Source organism: Cohnella sp. GCM10012308 (assembly GCF_042649185.1).
Taxonomy (GTDB): domain Bacteria; phylum Bacillota; class Bacilli; order Paenibacillales; family Paenibacillaceae; genus Cohnella.
This window is the reverse complement of record NZ_JBHRYU010000004.1, coordinates 266,592-291,043: the sequence shown is the minus strand read 5'-3', so window position 1 is coordinate 291,043 and position 24,452 is coordinate 266,592. Positions and strand designations below refer to the sequence as shown.

Annotated in this window: 24 protein-coding genes and 1 tRNA gene; 16 read left to right on the top strand and 9 right to left on the bottom strand. The window is 56.3% G+C overall.

Annotation, left to right across the window (positions count from 1 at the left end; genetic code table 11):
* Positions 1-173: 173 nt before the first annotated feature.
* Both ACFOTD_RS08065 and ACFOTD_RS08060 read left to right on the top strand, forming a co-directional pair.
* Positions 174-3,638: an NEAT domain-containing protein gene (locus ACFOTD_RS08065; RefSeq protein ID WP_378117505.1), complete on the top strand. Its 3,465-nt coding sequence runs from the start codon at positions 174-176 to the stop codon at positions 3,636-3,638.
* 458 nt (positions 3,639-4,096) lie between these two features.
* Entirely contained in the window at positions 4,097-4,561 is a 465-nt protein-coding gene (locus ACFOTD_RS08060; RefSeq protein ID WP_378117502.1) for a phage tail protein, read from the top strand.
* A 138-nt stretch (positions 4,562-4,699) separates the two neighbouring features.
* On the opposite strand, the gene ACFOTD_RS08055 is transcribed toward ACFOTD_RS08060, so the two are convergent.
* The gene (locus ACFOTD_RS08055) at positions 4,700-5,056 is read right to left on the bottom strand and encodes a hypothetical protein (RefSeq protein WP_378117500.1); all 357 of its coding nucleotides are present in this window, start codon (positions 5,054-5,056) and stop codon (positions 4,700-4,702) included.
* A 252-nt stretch (positions 5,057-5,308) separates the two neighbouring features.
* On the opposite strand from ACFOTD_RS08055, the gene ACFOTD_RS08050 reads away from it, so the two are divergent.
* Complete coding sequence (locus ACFOTD_RS08050; protein WP_378117498.1) at positions 5,309-5,665, top strand: nucleotide excision repair endonuclease; 357 nt, start codon at positions 5,309-5,311, stop codon at positions 5,663-5,665.
* 71 nt (positions 5,666-5,736) lie between these two features.
* Here ACFOTD_RS08050 and ACFOTD_RS08045 read toward each other — a convergent pair.
* From ACFOTD_RS08045 to ACFOTD_RS08035, 3 genes are all read right to left on the bottom strand, one after another.
* A tRNA-Met gene (locus tag ACFOTD_RS08045) sits at positions 5,737-5,813 on the bottom strand.
* Positions 5,814-5,903: 90 nt separating this feature from the next.
* Entirely contained in the window at positions 5,904-7,931 is a 2,028-nt protein-coding gene (locus tag ACFOTD_RS08040) for a hypothetical protein (RefSeq protein ID WP_378117496.1), read from the bottom strand.
* A 217-nt stretch (positions 7,932-8,148) separates the two neighbouring features.
* Positions 8,149-8,778, bottom strand: a complete 630-nt coding sequence (locus ACFOTD_RS08035; RefSeq protein WP_378117494.1) for a TetR/AcrR family transcriptional regulator — start codon at positions 8,776-8,778, stop codon at positions 8,149-8,151.
* Between the two features lie 145 nt (positions 8,779-8,923).
* On the opposite strand from ACFOTD_RS08035, the gene ACFOTD_RS08030 reads away from it, so the two are divergent.
* The 6 genes from ACFOTD_RS08030 (at position 8,924) to ACFOTD_RS08005 (ending at position 13,201) form a co-directional block, all read left to right on the top strand.
* Positions 8,924-10,354, top strand: coding sequence for an MDR family MFS transporter (locus ACFOTD_RS08030; protein ID WP_378117492.1), 1,431 nt, complete (start codon positions 8,924-8,926; stop codon positions 10,352-10,354).
* 27 nt (positions 10,355-10,381) lie between these two features.
* Entirely contained in the window at positions 10,382-10,576 is a 195-nt protein-coding gene (locus ACFOTD_RS08025) for a hypothetical protein (RefSeq protein ID WP_378117490.1), read from the top strand.
* A 235-nt stretch (positions 10,577-10,811) separates the two neighbouring features.
* Positions 10,812-11,042: a hypothetical protein gene (locus ACFOTD_RS08020; protein WP_378117488.1), complete on the top strand. Its 231-nt coding sequence runs from the start codon at positions 10,812-10,814 to the stop codon at positions 11,040-11,042.
* A gap of 31 nt (positions 11,043-11,073) precedes the next feature.
* The gene (locus tag ACFOTD_RS08015) at positions 11,074-11,517 is read left to right on the top strand and encodes a MarR family winged helix-turn-helix transcriptional regulator (protein WP_378117574.1); all 444 of its coding nucleotides are present in this window, start codon (positions 11,074-11,076) and stop codon (positions 11,515-11,517) included.
* Between the two features lie 65 nt (positions 11,518-11,582).
* Positions 11,583-12,662, top strand: a complete 1,080-nt coding sequence (locus tag ACFOTD_RS08010) for a saccharopine dehydrogenase family protein (RefSeq protein ID WP_378117486.1) — start codon at positions 11,583-11,585, stop codon at positions 12,660-12,662.
* Between the two features lie 47 nt (positions 12,663-12,709).
* The gene (locus ACFOTD_RS08005) at positions 12,710-13,201 is read left to right on the top strand and encodes a DUF6985 domain-containing protein (RefSeq protein WP_378117484.1); all 492 of its coding nucleotides are present in this window, start codon (positions 12,710-12,712) and stop codon (positions 13,199-13,201) included.
* Positions 13,202-13,205: 4 nt separating this feature from the next.
* On the opposite strand, the gene ACFOTD_RS08000 is transcribed toward ACFOTD_RS08005, so the two are convergent.
* The 3 genes from ACFOTD_RS08000 to ACFOTD_RS07990 all read right to left on the bottom strand — a co-directional run bounded on the left by ACFOTD_RS08000 (position 13,206) and on the right by ACFOTD_RS07990 (position 15,573).
* Complete coding sequence (locus ACFOTD_RS08000; RefSeq protein ID WP_378117482.1) at positions 13,206-13,805, bottom strand: TetR/AcrR family transcriptional regulator; 600 nt, start codon at positions 13,803-13,805, stop codon at positions 13,206-13,208.
* 141 nt (positions 13,806-13,946) lie between these two features.
* Complete coding sequence (locus ACFOTD_RS07995) at positions 13,947-14,768, bottom strand: SDR family oxidoreductase (RefSeq protein WP_378117480.1); 822 nt, start codon at positions 14,766-14,768, stop codon at positions 13,947-13,949.
* Between the two features lie 202 nt (positions 14,769-14,970).
* Complete coding sequence (locus tag ACFOTD_RS07990; RefSeq protein WP_378117478.1) at positions 14,971-15,573, bottom strand: TetR/AcrR family transcriptional regulator; 603 nt, start codon at positions 15,571-15,573, stop codon at positions 14,971-14,973.
* A gap of 180 nt (positions 15,574-15,753) precedes the next feature.
* Here ACFOTD_RS07990 and ACFOTD_RS07985 point away from each other — a divergent pair, with 180 nt between their 5' ends.
* Together ACFOTD_RS07985 and ACFOTD_RS07980 are read left to right on the top strand one after the other, a co-directional pair.
* A complete protein-coding gene (locus ACFOTD_RS07985) occupies positions 15,754-16,491 on the top strand; it encodes an SDR family NAD(P)-dependent oxidoreductase (RefSeq protein ID WP_378117476.1) in 738 nt (245 codons plus the stop codon).
* Positions 16,492-16,507: 16 nt separating this feature from the next.
* The gene (locus ACFOTD_RS07980; protein WP_378117474.1) at positions 16,508-17,281 is read left to right on the top strand and encodes an SDR family NAD(P)-dependent oxidoreductase; all 774 of its coding nucleotides are present in this window, start codon (positions 16,508-16,510) and stop codon (positions 17,279-17,281) included.
* A gap of 86 nt (positions 17,282-17,367) precedes the next feature.
* Here the strand turns inward: ACFOTD_RS07980 and ACFOTD_RS07975 are convergent, their stop codons facing one another.
* Positions 17,368-18,114, bottom strand: coding sequence for an MBL fold metallo-hydrolase (locus ACFOTD_RS07975; RefSeq protein ID WP_378117472.1), 747 nt, complete (start codon positions 18,112-18,114; stop codon positions 17,368-17,370).
* Positions 18,115-18,235: 121 nt separating this feature from the next.
* Between ACFOTD_RS07975 and ACFOTD_RS07970 the strand changes: the two genes are divergently transcribed.
* From ACFOTD_RS07970 to ACFOTD_RS07960, 3 genes are all read left to right on the top strand, one after another.
* Positions 18,236-18,664, top strand: a complete 429-nt coding sequence (locus ACFOTD_RS07970) for an Lrp/AsnC family transcriptional regulator (RefSeq protein ID WP_378117470.1) — start codon at positions 18,236-18,238, stop codon at positions 18,662-18,664.
* 177 nt (positions 18,665-18,841) lie between these two features.
* Positions 18,842-20,548 carry a sensor histidine kinase gene (locus tag ACFOTD_RS07965; RefSeq protein ID WP_378117468.1) on the top strand — a complete coding sequence of 569 codons (1,707 nt, stop codon included), beginning with the start codon at positions 18,842-18,844 and terminating at the stop codon, positions 20,546-20,548.
* The gene (locus tag ACFOTD_RS07960; protein WP_378117466.1) at positions 20,545-21,666 is read left to right on the top strand and encodes a response regulator; all 1,122 of its coding nucleotides are present in this window, start codon (positions 20,545-20,547) and stop codon (positions 21,664-21,666) included. The genes ACFOTD_RS07965 and ACFOTD_RS07960 overlap by 4 nt, the downstream gene beginning before the upstream one ends.
* A gap of 63 nt (positions 21,667-21,729) precedes the next feature.
* On the opposite strand, the gene ACFOTD_RS07955 is transcribed toward ACFOTD_RS07960, so the two are convergent.
* The gene (locus ACFOTD_RS07955; protein ID WP_378117464.1) at positions 21,730-22,311 is read right to left on the bottom strand and encodes a TetR/AcrR family transcriptional regulator; all 582 of its coding nucleotides are present in this window, start codon (positions 22,309-22,311) and stop codon (positions 21,730-21,732) included.
* A 141-nt stretch (positions 22,312-22,452) separates the two neighbouring features.
* On the opposite strand from ACFOTD_RS07955, the gene ACFOTD_RS07950 reads away from it, so the two are divergent.
* Positions 22,453-23,295 carry an SDR family oxidoreductase gene (locus ACFOTD_RS07950; protein ID WP_378117462.1) on the top strand — a complete coding sequence of 281 codons (843 nt, stop codon included), beginning with the start codon at positions 22,453-22,455 and terminating at the stop codon, positions 23,293-23,295.
* Between the two features lie 71 nt (positions 23,296-23,366).
* On the top strand, positions 23,367-24,404 hold the full coding sequence (locus tag ACFOTD_RS07945) for a GNAT family N-acetyltransferase (RefSeq protein WP_378117460.1): 1,038 nt from the start codon (positions 23,367-23,369) through the stop codon (positions 24,402-24,404).
* The last annotated feature ends 48 nt before the right edge of the window (positions 24,405-24,452 follow it).

Below are 24,452 nucleotides of genomic sequence, written 5' to 3'. Positions count from 1 at the left end.
ATCGCCTCAGGGCGATTTGGCAGTAGCTTCTTTTTTTTGCCCTTTACTGATAATGATTATCATTTTTATTTGAAGGGCGCTAACCGTAGGAAAGGAGAGCCGACGTTTTAGCTGGTTTGTTGCAAGACCTGGGTTTCATACTTCCATCATCAAACTTCAGAGGAGTGTACGCTTTGAACAGGTTATTCCGCAGTTCTTTCGCTCTTTTCGTCACGTTAACGCTCATATTCTCTCTGCTGCAGATTGGCCAAGCGCAAGCTCAAACGCCAGCGACCGTCAGAGTCATCGTGCCCGACGGACAATATTCGGTACCGTTCCGGCTGTTGAAGGACAATGCGGAGACTGATTCGGTCGCCATTAATTACGTAGAACTGAACTCCGGCAAACTCGTCGTTGCCGGCGGCGCGATGACATTCCAATTCAAGGTAAACAACTACGATTGGTTCAAGTACTGGGGTTACCTGACGCCAGGCAAGAGCAAGAGCCTGAACGCGTCGGATTATACGCCAAGTCCTGTCCTCTCAACCGAGTCCAGCGAAGTGCCCGGAGTAGGTTATGTAGAACGTTACTACGCGACGTACAGCATTCCGGTCGACAGTCTCTCGCAACGAGTCGAAATTCTGATGCATATTGTCATTCCGGTTATCAACTATGACAACTGGTACAACGCGCAGCTCTCGTTCGATACTTCCGCGCTGCCATTGATTCCTGCCGATGGCGGTGGCAGCGTACCGGTACCGAATGCGAGCCTGCAGCAGGTGAACAACCAAATTTCCGCTGCTCAATCTGTCTATGGAACGACGACAGAAGGGTACATTGACGGAAACTATTATCCGGGCGCCAAAGTGTCGCTGAACGCGGCGATTCTGCTTGCGAAGCAGACGGCTGACAACGCAGGCGCGACGCCGCAGCAAATCACGCAAGTCTTCAATGCGCTGACTTCCGCCCTCGCGGACTATGAGCGGCTGAAGGTCGCCGTCGACCGGACCGCCCTGACGCAGCTGATCGAGGAAGCGACGGCGTATGCGCAAGACATCAGGGTGTCAGGAACACATACGGGAACCAGCGGTACGAGCCTCGTCGTCTGGGAAGGGGAGACGCCCGCCAACTACGTAACGATCATCAACTCAGCGATAACCGCGGCTACCACCGTTCGTGATACCGTATCGGTCAGCCAGTTCGAGTTGAATAGCGCCCAGAGCAGCCTGGCTAACTCGCTCGTTTCCACCAAGGCCTTCGCAACGACCAGAGAGCCGGTAAAAATGATCGTGCTGGACAGCGTACCGGCGGCCAGCGCGTCCGCTGCATGGGCCTCTTATTTCGAGGAAAATGCGGTAGTTCTGCGAGCGGGCTATAACGTGTACGAGCACTTGGTGTTGAAAAACATCGCAGGTATCGACAAGACTTCGATTAAATACTATCGTCCGTCCAGCAACGGAAATTTCGAATACTCCAGCACGGTCCGTACGCTAGTCGAGATCCCCGGCGCGAGCGGCAGCGATACTTGGGCCACTCAGATAACGGAAAATACGGCCGGTGCCGGACTTTACACGAGCGGCATTATTAAGATGACCTTCTCGACGACGCTCGAGCCTGCCGTCACGCAAACCGTCTATCTGAGCTTTAACGCCAACCTGCTGAACGCGTTGGCTGCCAAGGCCGAAGAAGCGCAAGCGCTGCTGGACGGTTCCGCCGAAGGGTACGGGCCGGATCAGTACGCGCCAAGCGTCCGAGCGGCGCTTCAGACGGCGATCGGCAGCGTGGCTGCGACGACGTCGAACCTGGGCTCCACCAGACTGCAGATCAAGAATGCGACAGAGACGCTGCAATCCGCTGTCGCCGCATATGTGAAGAACGCCGCCCGAAACGTTCGATACACGGCCGCTCATGCGACCTCCGCAACCTTCTCATCGATGGACAGCTATCTGGCCAAACCTGCCGTGCTGACTGAGGCAGACGGACAGACGTATGCGGCGCTGACGGTCAAGAGCAGCTCTATCGTGACCGCGTTCAAGGCGAAGCAGAACGACGAATGGGTGAACGCTGAGGTCGTCAGTACGAACGCGGCCGAGGATACGAGAGTTGTACGTTTCCGCGTAGAGAATCCGTCTGCTTTGGCCGACGTTCAAGTCGGGATCGTGCAAGGCAGTTACCAGGCTACGCACAACATTCGCTTGAATTTCAATGACGTAGACAATGCGCTGTTAGCGCAAGCCGTATCCGCAGCCAGCGCCGTCTACCGAACGGCCAAAGCGGGAACCGAGCCCGGGCAATACCCAGAGCAGGCGATTGCCGCGTTTAAGCTGGCGATCGACACGGCTGGCGGGGAAGCGGTCAAGCTTGAAAGCTCGCAGCAGCAGACGGATGCGGCGCTGATCGCTCTGCAGTCGGCGCAAGCGACCTTCCAGGCAGCGGTTGTACAGGCGCCCGGCGGCGGGAACGAGCCCGAGCCTGAACCGGAGGATCTTGCGGATGGACGTTATTCCGTTCAATTCAAGATCTTGAAGTTCGGCACCGAGGAAACCTCCGTCATGCAGGAATACGTTTCTACGCCAGCCGAGCTAACCGTCAAGGATTCGAAGATCACGGCTTCCTTCAAGCTGTTGAAGGACAAAGAGATTACGGAGCTGAAGTTGAACGGCGAGGATACGACGGTCGTCAGCCGCGACCTGGCGGCGAATACGAGAATCGTGTCCTTCACCGTAGCCAACTTGAGCGGCATTGTCGACGGTCACGTGAAGATCGAATGGCCTGAAGTGAGCTACTTCAACGACTATGACATTCAATTGGCATTCGACGCGTTGACGCTGGAGAAGCTTAAAGACGAAAGTACGAATCCAGACACGGGCACGAATCCGGACACAGGCACAAATCCGAACACAGGCACGAATCCAGACACAGGCACAAATACGAACACGGGCACGAATCCAAACACCGGCACGAATCCAGACACAGGCACAAATCCGAACACGGGCACGAATCCAAACACCGGCACGAATCCGGGCTCGGGTACGACACCGGAATCCGGTACGGGCACCGGCACGAATCCGACGGATACAAACGGCGGCGGAACGACCGAGCCTGCGGTCAAGTTCACCGATACGGCGGGACATTGGGCCGAGAAGTCCATCCAGCAGGCGATCGAGCGGGGCATCACCCAAGGCTTCGCGGACGGAAGCTTCCGCCCGAACGCAACGGTATCCCGCGCGGAGATCGCGGTGTTCCTCAGCCGCGCGCTGAAGCTGGCTCCGAGCGCTGCGGGCTCGGTCGGGCTGACCGACGCGGAAAAGCTCCCGGCGTGGGCGAAGGACCACATCCTTAGCGTCGCCGGCGCGGGTCTGATGACCGGCTATGCCGACGCCACCTTCGGTGCGGGCGACACGATCACGCGCGCGGAGATCGCGGTCATCGTCGCGCGCGCGCTCAAGCTGACGGCGCCGGCGAACGCGGCCTTGACCTTCGCCGACGCCGACCGCATCCCTGCATGGGCGCAAGGCGCCGTCGCAGCGGTCGTGGAAGCCGGCCTCATGGAAGGGAAGGGCAACAATATCTTTGACGCAAAAGCAGGCTTGACCCGCGCGGAAGCGCTGACCATGATCATCCGTCTGACGGATCGTCTGGAGCAGAACCAAGCTTAACGGCCAGAGCCGGAAGCATCCCTTACGGGGCTGCCTCCGGCTTTTTTTGCGTGTTCATACACTGCCCGGAGGCTCCGATGAGCGCGAGGCCGATTCTCGCAGCACCGCGGAGTTAAGCAACGGACACAGTATCCCCTATTTCCCTGGATCGATGGAATTTGGAGGGAAGACGGACATTGGGTCTGCTATGCGAGACAAAGGAGGCCAAAGTGTGCGGCGAGTAGCGCAATAACGAATCTCCTGTCCGCTACCTTGCAAAAAAGGGCAAAGTCGGGGAAAATAGCGCATCTGATGTCCGCGGGCGCCTGCGTGATGGAGTACGCTACAAAACAGCATTGACATGCCGCCAAACGGAATTCTATAATTAAAAGACACTAAAAGGTGTCCGATAGAAAGGCCAGATGACAGCAGAAATCTACATTTTTGTTAAAAATAAAGGGATAAATGGAGGGAAAGCCATGTCTTACGTCGTCGACTTTAAAAACGTGTCCACGGTAGGTTTGGAATCTTCGCCTGTAGCTGATGCGCTGGCGGGTTTGCGTGCCAACGAAGCCCGTTACTTTATGAACAAGTACGAGCATGCATTCACGGTTGTGCCGGCTAGCGAGAGCCAAGACAGCCTTGATTATGTGAACCGCATCTTGAAGGAAGAACGGGGCATCACGTTTGCCGCCAAGCCTTTGGAGACGTCGCGCTTCCAGGTAGAGGATATCCTGTTTACTTACGTCTTTTATGAAGACGGTCTGTCGCTCAACGTCATGTACACGGTCGAGGATGCCAAGAAGCGCGCCGTTGGCTTCAAGCTATCCGAGGGGATGGAAGTGCCCAAGGAGCTCGAGGAGAAGTTCAAGTTCGCGAGACAGAAGTCCAAGCTGGCCGGGACGATTCGAGGCTCGTACTTTGTCATTAAAGGCGAATATTAAATCGACGATTTAAGAAAAACGTCAGGGGAGGTCGCAGGTCGCCTTGACGTTTTTTTTGAGGTTTGGCGGACAGCCGAAACTCGATTGCGCGGAACGCCTGTCGACGGCTCATCCGACAGCCGTTCCATGGGCCGCGTGTCATCGCCAGCGTCGTTCTTTCGCCGCAATACCTGCAAATATACATCTTTTCATGCCGATATCGCCTCGTTTAATCAGGATAGATGCAAAAACGCAGTTATTTCTCTTCATCAGCCCGATTTCCGGCTTGCACTTTGCATTTACCTGCATATTTGCAGGCATTCCATCGCATCCGTTGTTTGGCGGTAAAATACCTGTATAAATGCAGGCTTTTCGACCAACCAAACCGCCAAACCGCCAAACCGCCAAACCGCCAAACCGCCAAACCGCCAAACCGCCAAACCGCCAAACCGCCAAACCGCCGAACCGCCAAACCGCCAAACCGCCGACCCGCCGACCCGCCGAACCGCCAAACATTGAAAAGCTCCGTCACGCTCAAAGCGCGCTTGCCTCGTTACCCCCGTATCCCCCGCATAGCCCGTATCCGCACGATAGAAAACCCGACTCATATGGCATGACCCGCCTCAAATTGCAGCGCCGCGCCTTTATTTTGTCAACATGATCCGCACGCTGGTATCTTATCGGTGGACGGGTATGTTCATAATGGATAGAATGTAATACGGACCACAAGCCCCAAATAATATGACGCACAAGAGAGAGTGGATGTTAATGATACAAATAACGGTACCTACGCCGGATGTCACGATTCACAAGCAGGAAGCGCCCGAGTTAAGCCACATCTACGGATTTACGGATTTTATCCTGATCCCGAGAGATAAAGCGGGAATCTTTATGTTCTATAACGACAAGGACGAGCTCCTGTTCGTCGGCAAGGCGCGGAAGCTGAGGCCGCGGATCAAGAAGCATTTCGAGGATACGGCGTCGGTTATCAAGGACAAGCGGAACGAAGTGACGAAAATCGAGGTTTGTCTGGTCGAGGATGCCGTCCATCGGGAAATTTACGAGACGTACATTATTAACGAATATAAGGCCAAGTACAACGTGGAAAAAGTGTTGTATAAATAACAAAAATGCCCCTCGTCCACTTCGGTGGTCAAGGGGCATTCTCATCTATGTGCCGGGTTGAAATTGTAAGTTGGTTGCGGGGGCAGGATTTGAACCTGCGGCCTTCGGGTTATGAGCCCGACGAGCTACCGGGCTGCTCCACCCCGCGATAGTTAACGAAGCATGTTGAACATGATCGTTGGTCAGGTTTCTCATATTACAGCAGTTCGAGACAATATGCAAGTGCCGGACGAAAAAATTATCGATTGCGCTTGTCTCGGGCGTGCTCAAGCTGTTCAAGACCTTCCCGCCGCAGCTCGGCGACATGATAAATCTGACCGTCCCGCGCCGGTCCTTGCACGTTGCCTGCCGAGATGAGCGTGTCATGGCGGATGCCGAGCAAGTCTTTGTCGTTCTCGTACAGATGCTTGTCCGTATTAGGCTCGTGAAACATTCGTTCGCGAGCGGCCGAATCGTTTAACCCCGCTAGCTGTTGCAGGCTGAGGCCATACTTCTTTAACACGTCCGGCATCGACTCGGCCATCGCCTCCTTGTTCTTCTGGAACAGGGCGGCCATCTTTTCCCCGCGGCCTATACTTTTTTCTTTCTGCTGGGCTGCCTGCTGGCGCTGTTCCTTAAGGCTAAGCGGCCGCGCGGTCGTCACCTTGAGCAGTTCGCCGATAAACCCTTCGTGCATGAACAGGCCGCCCAGCTTCGCGAGAATATCGGGATCCGAATGGAAGATGCCCATCGTGACGTTGGCGATGTTGTCCTTGAGCCATAGCGCCGAGAGATCTTTGACGTAGCTCGTAATGCCGGACACTTCGTTTAATTCATTGCCCTTCTCCGGCATCAGTTCGCCGAGCGTGCTGCTCTTGTCGACATTGTTTTTCTCGATCGGCAGCCGATCGGACGTATACAGCTCCTCTTGGATCGCGCGCATGCGCATGAGGCTGGGCTCCAGAATCTTGTACGCGATCGAATCCACGATCATCGCGACGTAAGCTTCCGCTTGCTTGGCCGTAGCGCGTTCGTACTCGGCTACAGGCGCTTCGGCTTTTGACATAAGATGCTTGGACTTCTTGCCCCCGGAAGCCGACGGCTTTTCCGGTTTAGGCTCCTTTTTCCCCAGCAGCTTGGAGACCGCGGGACGTACGACGCCTTCAATCTCCGCTTTGTGCGCGTCCATGGCGATTTTAAAGTGGTCGGTCGGTTCCGTTTTTTCCGCATCCGCGTCGGCTCTCATCTCGTGCACCGTCAACGCGTCGGTCGCGATATTGATCTGCGGCTTGCCGCTGCCCTTTTTAAAGCTTTTCGTCAAAGGCATGTCCAGGATGTCTTTCAGCGTCGCTTTCCAGTTGTTTTTCTTTAGCTTCTCGTACTGGTTAAGCGGCATCTCCGTCGACAGATGGCCTGGCTCGATCGCGATTTCCTTGTCGAGATTTTTCCTGTCGAATGCAAGTCCCGATTTCTCCAGCTCATCCATCATTTTTCCGACGGATTCGGCCTTTTTGGCTTTTTTGAGCTCCTGCTCGAAGATGTCGCTCACATGCTTGACCTGCGCGGGATCGGGCACGTTGACATCGTCCGAGATGGTGTTGACGACAAAAGGGGGCGTCACGAGCTCCAGCGCCCGGTCGGCATCCGTCTCGATCAGAAAGTGCTCCTTCGAGTAGGGCAGCGCGCCTACGGACTTGGCGACCTCGAGATGAGAGATGCCCTGCAGCAGCTCTCCCGTCTCGAATTGCGCGAATTCGAATTCCAGCCCGACTGTCGTGTATTTCTCCGTGGGGGTATCGGCTGCCTGTATTTCGCCCTCCTCCTGCTTGGTTTCCTTGATCTCCTTCTCGTCCTGCGGCTCGGTTACGCTGACCGACGGGGTCGGCGCATCCACGGACGTCCGGTTTGCTTGTCGGGCTTTTTCGGCGGACTCTTTTTTTCTTTTCTCCAGGAAGGCGTCCAGCTTCGGAGTGCTTCTTCCTTCTCCTTGCAGCGCTTCGATTTGCGCGGCATTTTGTTCGCCAAGCAGGCCTTTGAGCGACTGGCTTTGCGTCGGCACGCGGAGCATCTGAATGACCGGTCCGCCGTTCGAGACTGGACGAGAGGCACCGGTCGCCTGGAGCATTTGCAGGGCGGCCTGATTGCCAAGCTGCCGCTGGATGGCTTGCAGCTGGGCGGCAGGCCGGGGACCGATATGGCGAGCGGGGGACATGGAGGCCTGCCTATAAGAGGCCTCGTCCCCGCGTGCCGGACCTGCGGCGCCACGTTTAGGCAAGCTTTTCGACATGGGCGCGTTCGACACCTCCAGATTGAGAGATAGATTCGCCGGCCGCGCTTCGGGGCGGCGATCGACGAGCAATGCCGCTGACGTTCATTATTGCCTCCTCCCATGTGTTGGATGTTTAGGATGCATTCGACTCGCAGCGTTCCACATCCTTCCTTTTCGCAAAAATAAGTATAAAAAAAGCCTCCCTGCAACCGATGCAGTCGGGCTCGTCCGCGCTTTATTCGGCTTGTGCGCTTGCACGGACCAAGGGCAGAAAGAGCTCGTCCACGATCTGGACGATCGTGTCGCCGGTTACCCGCCCGTGCGTGGTCAGCATCTCGTACCGCAGCAGGTCGACCGGCAGGGAGACGACGCGCTCGGGCAGCTGATCCGGCTGCAGCTCGCCGCGCTTCTCCGCATGGGCGACGATCGACTTCATAGCGGCGAAGAGCGCGTCCTCGGACCGCGGCGGCAGCGGCTTGGACATCGGGTGCTCCTGGCCGGGATATTCGCTCATGAGCCCATGGATGGTCTCGGGACCGATCGCTTGCAGCGGCTTCAGAATTCCTTGCAGGAAGGTCAGCACATCCGTCCGCAGATCGCCGGTATCCGCAGCTTCGATGGAGGGCTTGGGCGCGAACTTAACGAGGGCGGCGATGACGAGCTGCGATTTGCTCGGCCATCTTCGATAGACCGCCGTCTTGTTGGTCTGCGCCCGCACGGCCACGGCTTCCATCGTCAGACGGTTATAGCCGGTCGTCTCCAGTTCGTCCCATGCCGCCTGGAGAATCGCGTTTTCAAGCACGTCTCCCCTCCGGCGCGTTCCGGCGCTGCCGCCCGGGGCTTGCTCTTTTTTCGAATCCGCCATATCGATCCCTCTCAACGTTCTTGTGACATGAAGCATACGACGCTTTTTATTTATTATATTGCATTTTTCATGGGGATCGCATATCTTATTCATATAAGGTACGGTACGTACCGTACTCTAAATTAACAAGAAGAGGTGACGTCAAATGGCAAGCGTCAATGCGGAGACGAGAGCGGTCAAACCGCCAAAAGAAAAAATAGACGCCGGCGTACTGAGGATCGCGCTGATCCTCGTCTTCGGCGCCGTCGCGTCCCAGCTGGATTCGACCATGATCAACGTGGCCATCGACAAGCTGGCAGCCGACCTGCACAGCACGGTGTCCGCGATCCAATGGGTCGTAACGGGTTATGTGCTCACGATGGGATTGGCGGTGCCGATCTCGGGATGGGCAATACAGCGCTTCGGCGGCAAAAAAGTGTATGTATGCTCGCTCGTCATATTCCTGGCCTCATCCGTCTTATGTTCGCTGGCTTGGAATACGGGCAGTCTGATCGGCTTCCGGCTGCTGCAGGGCGTCGGCGCAGGGCTGCTCATTCCGACGATGCAAAACGTGCTCGTGCAATCGGCGGGCGGCCGCAATCTCGGCAGGCTCATCGCGATCATTAGCATTCCCGCGTTGATCGGCCCAATTCTCGGTCCCGTCATCGGCGGTCTGCTCATTCAAAACCTCGATTGGCGCTGGATTTTCTACGTGAACATCCCGATCATGCTCGTCGCGATCTGGCTAAGCTGGCGCCATATTCCGACCGATGAGCCGGTCCGCGACAAGCCGAGGCTCGACCTCATGGGCCTGCTGCTATTGTCCCCGGCCTTTGCCGGCCTTATCTACGGAATATCCGAGGCCAGCACGCATGGCGGCCTGGGCAACCTGAAGGCCTCGCTCCCATTGGCGGGCGGGATCGTCCTGACGGCAGCTTACATCGCCTATGCGCTGCGCATGAAGCAATCGCCGCTGCTCGATCTGCGGCTGTTCCGATCGCGTCATTTTCTCGCTTCGAACGTGACGCTGTTCCTGACGGGGATGGTGATGAACGGGGCAATGCTGCTGCTGCCGCTGTATTACCAGCAAGTGCGCGGGGAGGGCGTGCTGGATACCGGGCTGCTGCTCATTCCGCAAGGGCTTGGCATGCTGGCGACGCGGAGCTGGATCGGCGGTCTGGCGGACCGGATGGGCTCGCGCAATATCGTGCTGCTCAGCCTGGCGGTGACGGCGATCGGTACGATTCCCTTCGCGCTCGCCGGAGCGGATACGAATCATGTCCTCCTCGCGGTCGGGCAGTTCGTGCGCGGGGCGGCGTTAAACGGCATCTTCATACCGATCATGGTGTCCGCCTATACGGGGCTGAGCAAGCAGCAGATTCCGCACGCCAGCATCTCGACGCGGATCTTCCAGACGATCGGGGGCGCGTTCGGCTCGGCGATTCTGGCGACGGTCATCGACCATCAGATCAGAAGCGCGGCGGTTGCCGGCATCGATGCGGTTGCCCACGCTTATCAGGCGGCATTCTGGTGGTCCTTCGGCTTCACCGTGCTGGCGGTCGTTCCGGCCTTCATGCTGTCGAAGGGGAAGAAATAAGGCTAGAGGCGAGGCAAAAAGCAAGGCATGAGGCATGGCAAGAAGCATGGCAAGAAGCATGGCAAGAAGCATGGCAAGAAGCAAGACAAGAAGCAAGACAAGAAGCAAGACAAGAAGCAAGACAAGAAGCAAGACAAGAAGCAAGACAAGAGGCAAGGCGAACCCGCGCGAACCTGCACGAGAGGCAGATGGGCACCTGTGCGGGTGCCTTTTGCTTGCTAGAACAGAACGTGTAAATTTAGCTGAAATTCGTCACAGGCAAGCGTACTTTCGGTATGCCAGGGTTATTCGATGGTTATTGGGTTTGCAGATTTACGGGATTGCAGGTTAGCGGGATTGCAGGTTTGCGAGTCGAAAAGCCTGCATTTGTACAGGTATTTTTCCACCGAACAACGGATGCGATGAAAAACCTGCAGATGTGCAGGTAAATTCAAATCATAAGCCGGAAATGGGCCTGATGGAAGAAAAAACCTGCACATCTGCATCTATTCGGTTTAAAAAGGCCGGCATCGGCCGAAATAGATGTATATATGCAGGCATTTACGGCAAAACGGCAAAAAGAAAGCACAGCGCTGGCGCCGATCGCCCAACCCATCGGAACGAACTGGCGGAGGATGAGCCACCGACAGGTATTCCGCTCAAATCAAGCTTGATCGTCAACCATTTGCGGGAACTGCGCGCACGTTGACAACAATAGGTTTAGATACTAAACTATGTCCATGGATAAAAACAACCGATCTCCCTCCAAGGGAAGCCGTAATCTCGGCCAATTGTTTTTGCAGCTCCGACGGCTCGAACGCCAGCCTCAGCAATTCGGAAGCGCCGGTTCGATCACGCCAAGCGAGATTCATACGATCGAAGGGATCGGCTATGAAGGCGCCGTTCTGATGAACGAGCTCGCCACCCGCCTGGGCGTAACCAAAGGCGCGGTCTCGCAGCTAGTCGTACGTCTGGAGGCCAAGCAACTGGTGACTCGTTCCGCGTATCCGCAGGATTCGAGAGCGACGTTAATCTCACTGACCGATAAGGGGAAGGAAGCGTACAAAGTCCACGAAGAGCTGCATATTCAGTTTTACGATCAGCTTCGCGCCGAGTTGGGGCAGGAGGAAATTGAGATTTTCGAGAAGTGCATTGAAAAATTAAACGCGATGCTGCAAAAATAAATTTTTTTATTAACTAGTTTAATATCTAAACAATAATCAAAGCAGCAAATCGGAGGCGGCAAAAAATGAAAAATTACATCGTAATCATCGGCGGTTACGGGCATGTCGGACAAACGATCTGCAGGGAGCTGGGCGAACTTTATCCTGGAAAGGTCTATGCGGCGGGGAGGAGTCTTGCGCGAGCGGAGGCATTCGCCCATTCTACCGGGGGCCGCGTCAGGCCGCTGCAAGTGGAGCTGAGCAAGGGCTTTGACCCGGGCTTTGCGAGCCGCATCAAGCTGGTCGTCATGTGCCTGGACCAGACGGACACCGCATTTGTGCGGTATTGCCTCGAAAACAACATTCGTTACGTCGACGTTTCCGCGAACGGCTCCTTCCTGACGCAGGCGGAAGGCCTCCATGCGGTTGCCGGCGCGAACCGGGCGACGGCGGTTCTGAGCGTCGGACTCGCGCCGGGACTGACGAACCTGCTGTCGCTTAGCGCCAAGAATACGATGGACAAGCTTGACCAACTCGATATCTCCATTATGCTGGGGTTGGGCGACCGGCATGGAAAGGCGGCCATCGAATGGACGATCGACAACCTTGTCACGCGGTATCGCGTCACTAAGGAAGGCGAGGCGGTCGAGGTTGCCAGTCTTACGGATCCTGTGACAACGAGCTTTGGCGACCGGCTGGGCCGCAGGAAAGCGTACCGGTTCAATTTCTCGGACCAGCACGTGCTGCCGCGCACGCTGGGCGTGCCGACGGTGTCCACGCGGCTATGCTTCGATTCGGCTGCGGCTACGGGATTGCTGGCATGGTCGAGAAGGATGGGGCTGTTCCGTGTCCTGCGCGTACCGTTTGCTCGCAATACCGCCGTTCGGTTATTCGGCGCGATGCGATTCGGCCAGGATCTATATGCCGTAAAAGTCGACGCGCGGGGAAAGAAGGACGGACAGCAGGCTTTGGCCGAATATGTGCTGCAAGGCAACGAAGAAGCGCGTATAACGGCCAAGGTAGCCGCTGCTGTAGCCGAAAGGGTCTATACCGCCGAGCTGCCGCACGGCGTCTATCATATCGAACAGTTGTTTCAAATGAACGATATTTTGCCCCTTATCGAGCAGGACGTCGCTTTTGAAGCTCGAATTCATGGAAGTGTGTAAAGTATTAAGGGATGGCTTCGTAAAATAAATTGTGGGAGGCTTGCAGCATGCTAAAAATTCCGTACTTCGACAACGCCGAAGTTGAACTGGTCGAGGAGCTCGATCCGGACGCGCCGGAAGAAGCGGCTACCCTTGCGGCATTTCTCTCGCTCACTGCAGCGGATCGGCTGGCGGATACCCGTCACGTGTATGCCTACTACAGAGACTTTTATGAGGCGGTTGGCGGTGAAGGCTGGATCGACGAGGAGATGGGCGTGCCCGAGGCCCCTGCCGACATCTGGAATTACGTGACACCCGGCGGGATCGAGCTGCGAAAGGGGCGGAACGGCGACGACAACTGGTACGTCCTCATGGAAGCGAACTGCGGGTGGGAAGCCGAGCACGGCTTGATGATGGTCTGGCGCAACGGCACGACGCTGAGCAAGGTCGGCGGCTACGACGGCCATGCTACCAATGTCAACGCCCGTGCCAACCCCAGCTTGGCGAACGTCGTCTACGCGGCGAGTAACCCGAAGTATACGACGCGCCTGGGCGAATAAGCTTTTAACCGGACAGGGCGGCATCCGCAAGCTGCACGCCCTTCCAACAAGATTGGATGACCTCGTTCACATGATCGGGCGTCAATTCGATGACCCCTTGAAGATGCGCCTTCAGGATGTACACGAACGACCCGTAATGCATCTGCACCATCATGCCGGGATCCAGCGCGACGAACAGCTTCTGCCGAATCGCTTCCTCGTACAATTGGTTCATGGGTCCGCACCATCCGCCGACATACACGGCTTTCTTCACGTCGTCGTAAATATAAGGCGAGAAAGAATACTGCTCGATGAATTGAAAGCCTTGCGGGTACTGCTTGCCCAGATCGACGACCCGCTGCCAGCCCAACTCGAACTTTTCGCGAATCGTCCCCCCTTGCGACAGACCTGCCCGCACGTACTCGCCGTTGAAGGTAACGATGGCTTTGTAAAGCTCGTTGACGATATCCTCTTTGCTCTGAAAGTAATGATAAATATTGCCCGTCGATACCTTCGACTCCTTCGCGATGAGCGACATCGAGGTGGCCTGCAGTTCTTTGCGGATAATGATATCGAGCGTCGTCTCGAGGACGGCGCGCTGCACTTTGTTGTAAGACTCGAACATTAGAAATCCCCCATTCCCGATACCAAACGAACGTTCATTCTATTCAGCATATACAGAATGCTTTTATCCGTCAATACAGCGGAAGAATGCTGTCGCAGCCCGTTCATTTGCAGGCATCGGGGAATGGGATCCAAGCAGGCGTCACCGATAGCTTTCAGCCATTTTCTCCAGGTAATCTTCGATCGGCATTGCGTTCCGAAGCGCCATCAGGCCGTTGCCCGCCGCGCCGACTACCGTGCGGAATCTTGTGCTCTCGCCCGTCGCCTGGGCGACGATGGCATCCACAATTGTCTGCGGGTCGTCTAACTGGCCGCTGTCGCCCGCCTTGTTCATAACCTGCTCCAATTTTCCGATCATCTCATCGTAGTCCCTGATCTGCGCGTCGCGGTTCCATACGATACTCTCTTTGAACTTGTTGCCCGCGGAGCCGCCTTGCTCGATCAGTCGGAGCTCGATATTAAACGGCTTCAATTCGTAATACAATCCTTCCGTCAATCCCTCTAATGCAAATTTGGACATGTTGTACAGCGAGCCGAGCGGCACGGCTGTCGTGATCCCCATAAAGGAGCTGATATTGATGAACATGCCGCCGTCGTTCGCTCTGAAGTGAGGCAAAAACCGGCGAATGACGTTGATCGGACCTCGCGTATTGACGGCGAACTGCCAATCGATGTCTCCCTCCTGGGCGAGTTCCAGCGGACCGTAGGTGCCCATGCCGGCGTTATTTACGACGACGTCGATTTTTCCGAATGCGGCAATCGCTTGTTCCACGGCGGAACGGACCTGCCCGACGTCGGTGACGTCCAATTTGAAGATCCGGATGTTCTCGTAGGCCGAGAGCTCGGTTTCCTTCTCGGGCGTACGCATGGTTGCCGCGACGTTCCAGCCCAGTTGCGCAAAACGAATGGCCGTCAGCTTGCCAAGTCCGGAGCTCGTGCCTGTGATAAAGACTGTTTTTGTCATGGGAATCCCTCCATATTTTCGATAGAACGTTCAATCTAATTGCGTCAAGACTTCGAGCCATATCGAGACTGCAATTCGCATCAAGGTATTAGATCGAATGTTCATTCTAATATTAATCCCGGTTTATTCGATTGTCAATGTATGTTGGCGTGCGAGGACGGGTGCCGGGCTCGAAGATGCACAATTGTAGTGCGAGCAGCCTTTATTTCCCCAGATACTTGAACGAATACATATGCGTCTTGGTCAGGTCGATTACTTCCTGGATGAACGCTTCCTTCGATTCTTGAAAGTCGTGCCGGATCCAATGAAGCACAAGCCCATAGAAGCCGTAGGCCGTATATCTCTTAAAGTAATCCATATTGACTGGGATGCTGTTGATCGTCTCGAAGACAAACTGTTCCTGGTAAATCTTCAAAATCGTCTGCGGGAATTCCGTAAGCAATCCCGGCAGCGTATCGCCATATTTGATTAGCTCGAAAAAATCCCGGTGCTCGTAGATGTAAGCCACGATATTAAAGGAGGGCGCGTTCAGCTTCTCGGTAAATACTTTTTGTCCGTGAACGTAGGGTTCGCCTACGGCGGACTCCAGCCCTTGCAGCGTAGAAATTAGCAGGTCTTCGGCGAGCTCGAATTTGTCTTGATAGTGCGCATAAAACGTACTGCGATTATAGGCCGCGCAATCGACGATATCTTTGACGGATACGGCATGAAATCCTTTTTCCTTGATGAGCTTGATCAGCGCCGACTTTAAATGCTCGTTCGTCCGGTCCCGCCGCGGCGATGTCGCGGATTTTTCGTTATTCAACGCGATATTTCCTCCCGAAAAAGACACTTTGGCGCCATCTGTCTACGAGGTAGACACTCCGTAATTTGTTGATGATTGTTACCTGCGGCCAGAATAGTACAATTAAATTGTGAACAAGATAGTCACAATTGGCGGCGCTGCCTGAGACTATTACGACATATTTTACTGGAGGCGTCAGCGATGGGCAAACTGCAGAACAAGGTAGCCGTCATTACCGGGGGAGCATCCGGGATCGGCGCGGCTACGGCAAGGCTATTCGTATCCGAGGGAGCCAAGGTGGTCCTCGTCGATTTAAATGAAGAAAAAGGCAAGGCGTTCGAGAGCGAGCTAAAGGCGCTTAACGCCGACGCATTGTTCGTTAAAGCCAATATCACAAGTGAAGAAGAAGTCGCTCATATTTTCAAACAAACCGTCGAAGCCTTCGGCAAGGTCGATGTCGTCTTCAACAATGCCGGCATCGGGCGCGTTCATTCTTCGCACGACCTGGCCTATTCGGAGTGGCGCAACACGGTGAACGTCGACCTGGATGGCGTCTTTCTGGTCGCACGCGAAGCGATCCGCGAGATGCTGAAGACCGGCGGAGGCGCGATCGTCAACACAGCGTCGATGTACGGCTGGGTCGGCTCGCCCGGGTCGGCTGCCTATAATGCGGCCAAGGGCGGGGTCATTAATTTGACGCGCTCGCTCGCGCTCGAATATGCCGAACAGAACATTCGCATTAACTCATTATGCCCAGGTTTTATCGATACGCCTATTATTCCGGAAGAAAGCAAGCAAGCGCTGGCCCAGCTCACGCCGATGAAGCGTCTCGGCCAAGCCGAGGAGATGGCAAAAGCCGTGCTCTTCATGGCTTGCGACGACTCGTCGTTCATGACCGGCAATAGCTTGACCGTCGACGGCGGCTATACAGCTCAATAAGGAGAGGTGCTTTCACATGAGTTCATTTAACGATAAAGTCATCATCATTACGGGCGCGGCAGGCGGCATCGGGAAAGCGACTGCGAAAAAGCTGGCGGATCAAGGAGCGAAGCTTGCGCTGGTCGATTTGAACCTGGACGCCGTGAATCAGGCTATCGCCGAATTGGGACTCGACGAATCGCGCGCGATCGCGCTGCAAGCCAACGTGGCGAAGGAAGAAGAGGTCAAGGCGTATGTCGAAGCAACGGTCGCGAAGTTCGGCAAGATCGACGGCTTCTTCAATAACGCCGGGATCGAAGGCATTACCGCCAACGTCGAAGACTATCCGACCGAAACCTTCGAGCTGGTGTTCAACGTCAACGTGAAGGGCGCGTTCCTCGGGCTGAAATACGTCGTTCCTGTCATGAAGAAGCAAGGCTACGGCAGCATCGTGAATACGTCCTCGGGCGCGGGCTTGATCGGTTCCCCAGGTTTCGTCGGCTACAACAGCTCCAAGCATGCGGTGATCGGCATGACCAAGGTCGTCGCGCTGGAAGCCGCTCCGCATGGCGTCCGCGTGAACGCGGTGGCCCCTGGCGTCATCAACACCCGGATGATGCGCCAGATCGAGAAAAATACGGTGCCCCAGGATGCCGAGGGCGCAAGAAAAGCGTTCGGCGCCGCAGTCCCGCTAGGCCGATACGGGGAAGCGGAGGAAGTGGCGAACGTGGCGGTCTTCCTGCTGTCCGACGACGCTTCGTACGTGACGCAATCGATTTACACGGTGGATGGCGGTCAGATCAACCAGTAATCGAGAAGAGTCAGGATATAAAAAGGGAACGCTCCGAAGTCCGGAGAGTTCCTTTTTTTGCGTGCAGGCGTGCGGCGCGGGCGAGCTCACAGCCAATCGCCGTCCTCCGGAATAACGACTTTATCCAGCAAACGGTCGTCTGCGAGACGAGTCCGCAATCGTTCGCGCGTGACATGGCAGTGATTGATGGCATCCATATGAACGGCTACGATCCGGGTATACGGCGCATAGGCGATAAGCCGGATCACGTCATCTTCGTCCATCGTTATGGCGTCGCCCGCCAGAAATCTTGCCCCGCCTGCATTGACGATGGCGACATCGGGCTTATGCCGATCAAGCGCTGCCTTCACCTCGTCGCACCAGATCGTGTCGCCGGCGATGTATAGCGTAGGTTCTCCTTGGGCTTGCAGCACGAAGCCGGACACCGCCCCCATTTTTTCGCCGATCTCGCCTGTCCCGTGCCTACCGTCGGTCCGATGGATGCTTATGCCCCGGAAGCTCGCCGTATCCTGGATTTCCGTCGTTAGAGCGAAGCCTGCTGACGCGATTGCCTCTCCATTCCCTTGTTGGCAAAAAATAGGAGACGCCATTGGCAGTGCCCGAGCGGCCGCATCATCCCAGTGGTCGGGATGCAAATGCGTCACCAGTACGGCGTCGGGTTCGAGCCACGTGGCCATCGGGCCGGGCAGCGGTACGAGCGGATTGCGCCGTTCGTCTCCGGAATTGGCAATCGGCGGCAGGCTCGCTTGATCGCTGAACATCGGGTCGACCAGGAAGGTCGTCCCCGCATATTCCAACCATAAGGTCGCGTGACGAATAAGCTGAATTCTCATCGGAATGCCTCCTTGGTTTTTGTTCTGCTATGATGATAACATCCGATGTTTTGCTTCATACATAACCTCATGAACGCATTCCGGCGAATTCACTTTCGCGCTGAAAGGTGTGGCAGGCCCGGTGGCGAACCAAGCAATCGACGAGATCGATCTGAAAATCCTCCAAGCGCTGCTGAATAATGCGCTCCTGACCAACAAGGAGATCGGAGAAACGGTCCATCTGACGGGACAGGCGGTCGGCGCGCGCGTGCGCAAGCTGCAAGACCTCGGCGTCATCGAAGGGTACACGCTTCAATGGAACCCCGAGCGCATCGGCTTGCATGTGCATGCTTTTTTAATCGTTTTTATGAACGCCAATCATACGCACCAAGCCTTCCTGGAATTTGTCCGGTCGACCGAAGCCGTGACGGAGGTGCACCGCGTAGGCGGCGAAGGCTGCTACTGGCTCCGCATACGAACGAGCACGATCGCGGCGCTCAACAAGCTGCTGGAGGACGTGCTAAGGTTCGGTAATTATAAACTAAGCATCTCCATTGAAAAGGTGAAATAGGAAATCTCTTTACGCCGCGGCAGCTCCTTTTCATTTTTTCGCGTTGCGTCCGGCGCCGCGGCGGGTTGCGGGCTATCTTTTCGTATACTATATTGAGAGAAATGGATAAGCTTGTTAGCTTTTTAAGCCGGACCTAAAGGGATCTGCCTCATGAATTCCCTCGCGGAACTTGTTTTGATGATGGCTTCGTTGGCCATGACGGGCATCATCTTCTATTTCGTATACGGGTTCAGAAGAGAGCGCGGCGTTCGCTATCTGCTCGGCCTGATCGTATGCCGGATCGTCTACTCCGCCAGCGTCATCCTGGAGAGGAGCGGCGATTTGTTGCCGGAAAAGCTCGTTTTTCGCCATATTCAATCTACGGCGACTAACTTGATGGTTCCGTTCTTTCTCCTGTTCGTGTATCAACTGGTCGGCCGCGACAAGCTGCTCCGGACGAGATGGGTGATCGCGCTATTCACGTCATTCGCGGCCTGGTCCTCGTTGTCGTGGCTGGATCCGTGGCTTCATGTGATCTACCGCTCGGTCACGCTTGAGGACGGACAGCTCATGACGGTAAGGTCGCCCTATTCGGCCGTCTTCGGCGTCATTTGTTATGCCGCATTGGCCGTGTGCCTTTACTTTGTATATCAGTATCTGCGGAACATCCGCGGCGATTTTCGCAAGCCGGGGATGTGGGTGCTGTTTCTGAGCACCTTTCCGATCGTGCTGGAGATCGTCAGGCTCGCAAGGCCCGCATGGTCCTCCTGGCTGCACCCGCTCTCGGTGTACTGCGGTTTTACGGGTACGTTGATGCTGGCGATCATGCTGCGGATCAAGTTTTTTTCTACCGTGCCGATTGCCAGAAATATCGTGCTCGATACGATTCAGGAGAGCATCCTGATCGCGAACGCTGCCGGCAAGATTATCGACAGCAATGTACAGGCCGCCAAATGGTTCTCGGAGATGGGGCATGCAGGAATCGACGGCCGGAACGTGGCAGCGCTGCTCGCCCCCTGGCCGGAATGGCTGGAGCTCTGTGAATCTATGGCGCAGGGCCGCGCGGAGATCGCCGTCATGCTGGGCGGGCAGAGAAAGGTGTACAGCGTGAGCGTGTACCCGCTGCGCATCCTGCGCAAGCAGGGACAGGGCAGCATCTCCCTGATCGTCGACATCACGGAGAAGGAGCGGCACCTGGAGCAGATCGCGCAGCTAGGCCGGCTGAAGGATCAGCTGTTCACGATCGTGTCGCACGATATCCGCAGCCCGCTCGCCTTGCAGTTTCAACTTATCGAGCTGCTCGAGGACGAGATCGACGCCGTTCATCCCGATCACCGGGAGATCGTCGAGAAGCTGGGCGAGCAGATTCGCAATACGCTCAGCATGACCAACAATTTGCTGGAGTGGTTCCGCAGCCAGCGGGAAGACATGGCGCTTCGTCCGCAGTCTCTCGCGTTGTCCGAGGTCGTGGGAGACGGTTGTCAGCTGCTTCGTCTGCACAGCGAGGCCAAGCGTATCCAGGTGACCCATTCGATCGGTCCTGACATGCAGGTGTATGCCGACAGGGAAGCGTTGGGACTCGTCATTCGCAACCTGTTGTCCAACGCCATTAAATTCACCGGTCCGGACGGATCCGTCCGCGTGGATGCCCGCTTATCGGAGGACATGGTCGTCGTATCGGTCCGCGATAGCGGCATAGGCATGAGCGAGGAGCAGGTGCGCCGCCTGTTCGAGGAGAAGCAGCTAAGCTCGCTGCCGGGCACCTCTGGCGAGAAGGGATCCGGACTCGGACTGCTCGTCAGCCGGCAGTTCGTGCTGCGAAGCGGCGGGACGATATGGGCGGAGAGCAGTCCTGGCCAAGGGAGCGTATTTTATTTCACCATGAGGGGCGGGGCAGAGGGATGAAGGTGCTCATCGTGGACGATGAACCGGCCATGCGGCTTGCGATGAAGCGGCTGCTGTCGAAGATGGAAGGCATAGAGCTCGTAGGCAGCTTCGATAGCGCGGCAGGCGTACTGGACTTCGTCAGCGAAGGGAACGCGGATCTCGCCTTCCTCGACATCCGGATCGCCGCGGACGACGGATTGGCGTTGGCCCGAAGCTTGCGCGCCGTTCGCGCCGATCTCGACATCGTGTTTACGACCTCTCACGCGGATTATGCCATCGAGGCTTACGACGTATATCCGCTCGACTACATGGTGAAGCCGATCTCCAGGATCCGCTTGGAACAGACTATCGCGAGAGCCGCCGGCAAGCGCCATGCGTCTGCAGCCGGGGCGGGCGAGTCCGAGTCCCAGGTTATTCGGCTGATGGTTCGAGGGTTGGGCTGCTTAGAGGCCGGCAGCAAGCACGCGGGCGCCGTGAAGTGGATGTCCAAGAAAAGCATGGAACTGTTCGCCTATATGCTCGTCCATCGCGGTCGCAGCGTCCCCAAGGCTCGTATTCTAGAGGATATTTTCCCGGACATGCCCCTGAAAAACGCGGAAACGTATCTGCATACGGCGGTCTATCAGCTGAGGAAGGCGTTGTCGCCGCACGGCTTCAAGGATATGATCGTCTCCGCGCAGGAACAGTACAGCATGGACCTGGAGCAGGCCGAGGTCGACTTTATTCGCTTTGAGCAAGGCGTTGAACGACTAACTGACATCCATGCGGCAAATGAAGCGGCGGCCATCGAGCTGGAAAAACAATTTGCGGGCGGGCTGTTCGAGAATAAATCGTATCCGTGGGCGATTGCGGAGCGCGAGCGGCTTGCGATCGTATACGATGCCTTCGCCAAGCGGCTGGCCGGCTGGCTGCTGACCCGGGAGCGATACCGGGAAGCGGTGCAGATCGCGAGAAAAATCGTGTCCCAAAATGAATTCGAGGAAGATTCGAATCTGCTGCTGCTGCATCTGTACGGCGCTATGGGAGACAGACAGTCCTTCCACAGCCACTACGCCCACTACTCGCGGTTGCTGCTTCAGGAGCTCGGGCTGCAGCCTTCGGAAAAGGCGTTGCAGCTTTGTGAGCGATACGCATAGGTCCCCTCCCATGTGGAGGGGTTTTTGACTTGGAACGCGTCGGCAGCTCCTGGATAGCACCATTCAGTTCGCGGTACGGTCCTCCGCCTGAACCAGCAGCCGGACGGCGCTGGCGACGGACGCTCGCAAGGCGTCCACATCCTTCGCGGCTTCCGGATTAAGCGACGGGCCAAAGGGATTGGTCGAGGCCCAAGCGGTAGCGATCGTCATGATGGATGTTAACAAGAACGGCGGCGGAAGCGCCGACCTTAAGCGGCCTGCGCTTTGCGCTAGGCCGATTTGCCGTATTTTTTCCTCGTGGGCGGTTTCTCGTCGGGGGGGATTGTCCGTCTTTTGCTCAAGATTCGCCCACATCAACAATCGCATGACATCGGGATGCGTCATGGCAAAGTCAAATACGTTAACCGCGAACTCCGGGAGGCGATCCGGCGAGAAAGGAATCTCCTCGAACGCGCGATCGAGGTTTTTTTGCAGCACGGTGGTAAAGAGCGTTTCTTTGCTATCAAAATAAACGTAGATCAAGTTTTTGTTGCACCCGGCGGATTTGGCGATGCGATCGACCCTTGCGCCGGCAATGCCATACGCGGAGAACTCGTCCATCGCAGCGTCTAAAATCCGCTCGCGCGTGGCTTCGGCATTTCTCATCATGCAGCCATCCTTACTGTATTCGCGGTTAGGCTTCGTTTCAGCATAGTATATCATTTGACTAAACGGTTAGAACAACCTATATTATAACTAACCGGTTAGTTATATAAAATCGGTACTTCGAGAAAGAAGGTTATAAAGATGGCACAGCGCACTTGGTTAATCACGGGTATCAGCAGCGGTTTTGGCAGGCATATGACTGAGCAACTGTTGGAGCGGGGCGATCGCGTCGCGGGTACGGTCCGCAATCTCGACGCGGCGGACGATCTGAAGGCGGCCTACGGCGATCGCCTATGGGTCGCGAACCTTGACGTGACGGACACGCCGTCCATTCATAAGGTCGTCGACCAAGCCTTCGCCCAGCTGGGCAGCATCGACGTCGTGGTCAGCAATGCCGGATACGGCCTGATCGGCGCGGCCGAGGAGCTGACCGACGAGCAGATCACCCATCAGATCAACACCAATCTGATCGGCTCTATCCAGCTGGTGCGCGCTGTCCTGCCGCACTTGCGCGCGCAAGGCGGCGGTCGCATCATCCAGCTCTCTACGGTAGGCGGGCAGGCCGCATTCCCGGGAGGCTCCCTGTATCACGCGACGAAATGGGGAATCGAGGGCTTTGCCGAAGCGGTGATGCAGGAAGTCGCGCCGTTCAACATCGGCGTGACTATCGTAGAACCGGGCGGAGCGCGGACGAATTTCAGGCATCATAGCTTGAAGTTAGGGCCGCGGATGGAGGCTTACGACATCTCTCCGGCCGCGGGCGCCAGGCGCATTGCCGAGGATAAGACGGCCGTGTCGATGGGGGATCCTGCGAAAATGGCCAAGATCATGATCGACAGCGTCGACCGGCATCCGGCGCCTAAAAGAATCGCGCTGGGCAGCGACTCCTACCTGGCGATTCACAAAGCGCTCACGGGCCGTCTCGAAGCGCTGGAGGCGCAGAAGGAGCTCGCCTTTTCGACGGATTTTCCGAAGGAGCAGTGACGATCCGTCCGGAATAACCGGGACATAACGGGCAATCCCATGATAAGCTGGTTAAAAAAGGCGTGACATGAATGGGAAATCGTTACGAGCTGCGACCTTTAAAGGTACCCGGGGACTATGAGGGTTTGGCGGCGCTGCTGAACACCTTTTTCTCGGAGCCGATATCCGCGGAGCGCCTGCAGGAAGACGATACGCGTCTGTTCGAGGTAGGCCATACGTACATGGACGACAACGGGCTGCTGGCCGGCTATGATCGCACGCGCTATGTCGCGGTGACCGAGGATGATCTGATCGTCGGCTATGTCTGGTCTTGGCGGGCGCCCTGGACCGAACCGGGCTATCTTAACAATACCGTCGTCGTGAAAAAGGAATATCGCGGACAAGGCATCGGCGAACGTCTTGTGCGTCACTTATTGCAGTGGGGCGAGGGGCTGGGGGCAATCAAGCTCGTCGCGGAGATTTGGGACGACGATCCTGCGGCTCGACTGTTCGCCGAGCATAGAGGATTCTCTGTGGACCGGCATGCGTTCCAATCCGTGCTGGAGCTGGAGCATGCGGACGAACGAATTTTAAACGAAACCGGTCTGTTCGAGCGGCTCGAAGCTCAAGGCATCCGGATCCGGACGTTCGCGGAAGAAGGCGTAACGGAAGAAAACGAAGCTAAGATATACCAGGTCTATCTGGAGACGCTGGCCGATATTCCGGGATTCATGGGCGAAGTGCCCGACCGGGAGGAATGGTCGAAGTGGCACTTGCGGGTCGAGGGCTATGCCCCAGAACGGGTGCTGCTTGCAGTCGACGACAACAATGGCAGGTACGCTGCCGTGTCGAACATTCCTTACAAGGAAGCCACTGGCGGCATGTATCACGAATACACCGGCGTCCGCCGGGAATACCGGGGCCGCAAGATCGCGCAAGCGCTCAAGACTCGCGCCGTTCAAATGGCCAAGCGGCAAGGCGCCGTCTACTTGAAGACGGACAACGATTCTTTAAACGGCGCGATCCTGAAGGTGAATCAAAGCCTGGGTTATGCGCCGCAGCGAGGCTCCTATCGCATCGTGGGAGACTTGCGAACGGTCAAGGAAGCGATCGCGAACATCGAGAAATAAAAAACGGCTCTTCGTACGGATGCGCTTAGGCATCCCTCGAAGAGCCGT

Coding starts and splice junctions, on each gene's coding strand:
- ACFOTD_RS08060 (WP_378117502.1), top strand. CDS start 4,097: ATGTCTTACGTCGTCGACTTTAAAAACGTGTCCACGGTAGGTTTGGAA.
- ACFOTD_RS08055 (WP_378117500.1), bottom strand. CDS start 5,056: ATGTTTGGCGGTTCGGCGGGTCGGCGGGTCGGCGGTTTGGCGGTTTGG.
- ACFOTD_RS08050 (WP_378117498.1), top strand. CDS start 5,309: ATGATACAAATAACGGTACCTACGCCGGATGTCACGATTCACAAGCAG.
- ACFOTD_RS08040 (WP_378117496.1), bottom strand. CDS start 7,931: ATGTCGAAAAGCTTGCCTAAACGTGGCGCCGCAGGTCCGGCACGCGGG.
- ACFOTD_RS08035 (WP_378117494.1), bottom strand. CDS start 8,778: ATGGCGGATTCGAAAAAAGAGCAAGCCCCGGGCGGCAGCGCCGGAACG.
- ACFOTD_RS08030 (WP_378117492.1), top strand. CDS start 8,924: ATGGCAAGCGTCAATGCGGAGACGAGAGCGGTCAAACCGCCAAAAGAA.
- ACFOTD_RS08025 (WP_378117490.1), top strand. CDS start 10,382: ATGAGGCATGGCAAGAAGCATGGCAAGAAGCATGGCAAGAAGCATGGC.
- ACFOTD_RS08020 (WP_378117488.1), top strand. CDS start 10,812: ATGGAAGAAAAAACCTGCACATCTGCATCTATTCGGTTTAAAAAGGCC.
- ACFOTD_RS08015 (WP_378117574.1), top strand. CDS start 11,074: ATGGATAAAAACAACCGATCTCCCTCCAAGGGAAGCCGTAATCTCGGC.
- ACFOTD_RS08010 (WP_378117486.1), top strand. CDS start 11,583: ATGAAAAATTACATCGTAATCATCGGCGGTTACGGGCATGTCGGACAA.
- ACFOTD_RS08005 (WP_378117484.1), top strand. CDS start 12,710: ATGCTAAAAATTCCGTACTTCGACAACGCCGAAGTTGAACTGGTCGAG.
- ACFOTD_RS08000 (WP_378117482.1), bottom strand. CDS start 13,805: ATGTTCGAGTCTTACAACAAAGTGCAGCGCGCCGTCCTCGAGACGACG.
- ACFOTD_RS07995 (WP_378117480.1), bottom strand. CDS start 14,768: ATGACAAAAACAGTCTTTATCACAGGCACGAGCTCCGGACTTGGCAAG.
- ACFOTD_RS07985 (WP_378117476.1), top strand. CDS start 15,754: ATGGGCAAACTGCAGAACAAGGTAGCCGTCATTACCGGGGGAGCATCC.
- ACFOTD_RS07980 (WP_378117474.1), top strand. CDS start 16,508: ATGAGTTCATTTAACGATAAAGTCATCATCATTACGGGCGCGGCAGGC.
- ACFOTD_RS07975 (WP_378117472.1), bottom strand. CDS start 18,114: ATGAGAATTCAGCTTATTCGTCACGCGACCTTATGGTTGGAATATGCG.
- ACFOTD_RS07965 (WP_378117468.1), top strand. CDS start 18,842: ATGATGGCTTCGTTGGCCATGACGGGCATCATCTTCTATTTCGTATAC.
- ACFOTD_RS07960 (WP_378117466.1), top strand. CDS start 20,545: ATGAAGGTGCTCATCGTGGACGATGAACCGGCCATGCGGCTTGCGATG.
- ACFOTD_RS07955 (WP_378117464.1), bottom strand. CDS start 22,311: ATGAGAAATGCCGAAGCCACGCGCGAGCGGATTTTAGACGCTGCGATG.
- ACFOTD_RS07950 (WP_378117462.1), top strand. CDS start 22,453: ATGGCACAGCGCACTTGGTTAATCACGGGTATCAGCAGCGGTTTTGGC.
- ACFOTD_RS07945 (WP_378117460.1), top strand. CDS start 23,367: ATGGGAAATCGTTACGAGCTGCGACCTTTAAAGGTACCCGGGGACTAT.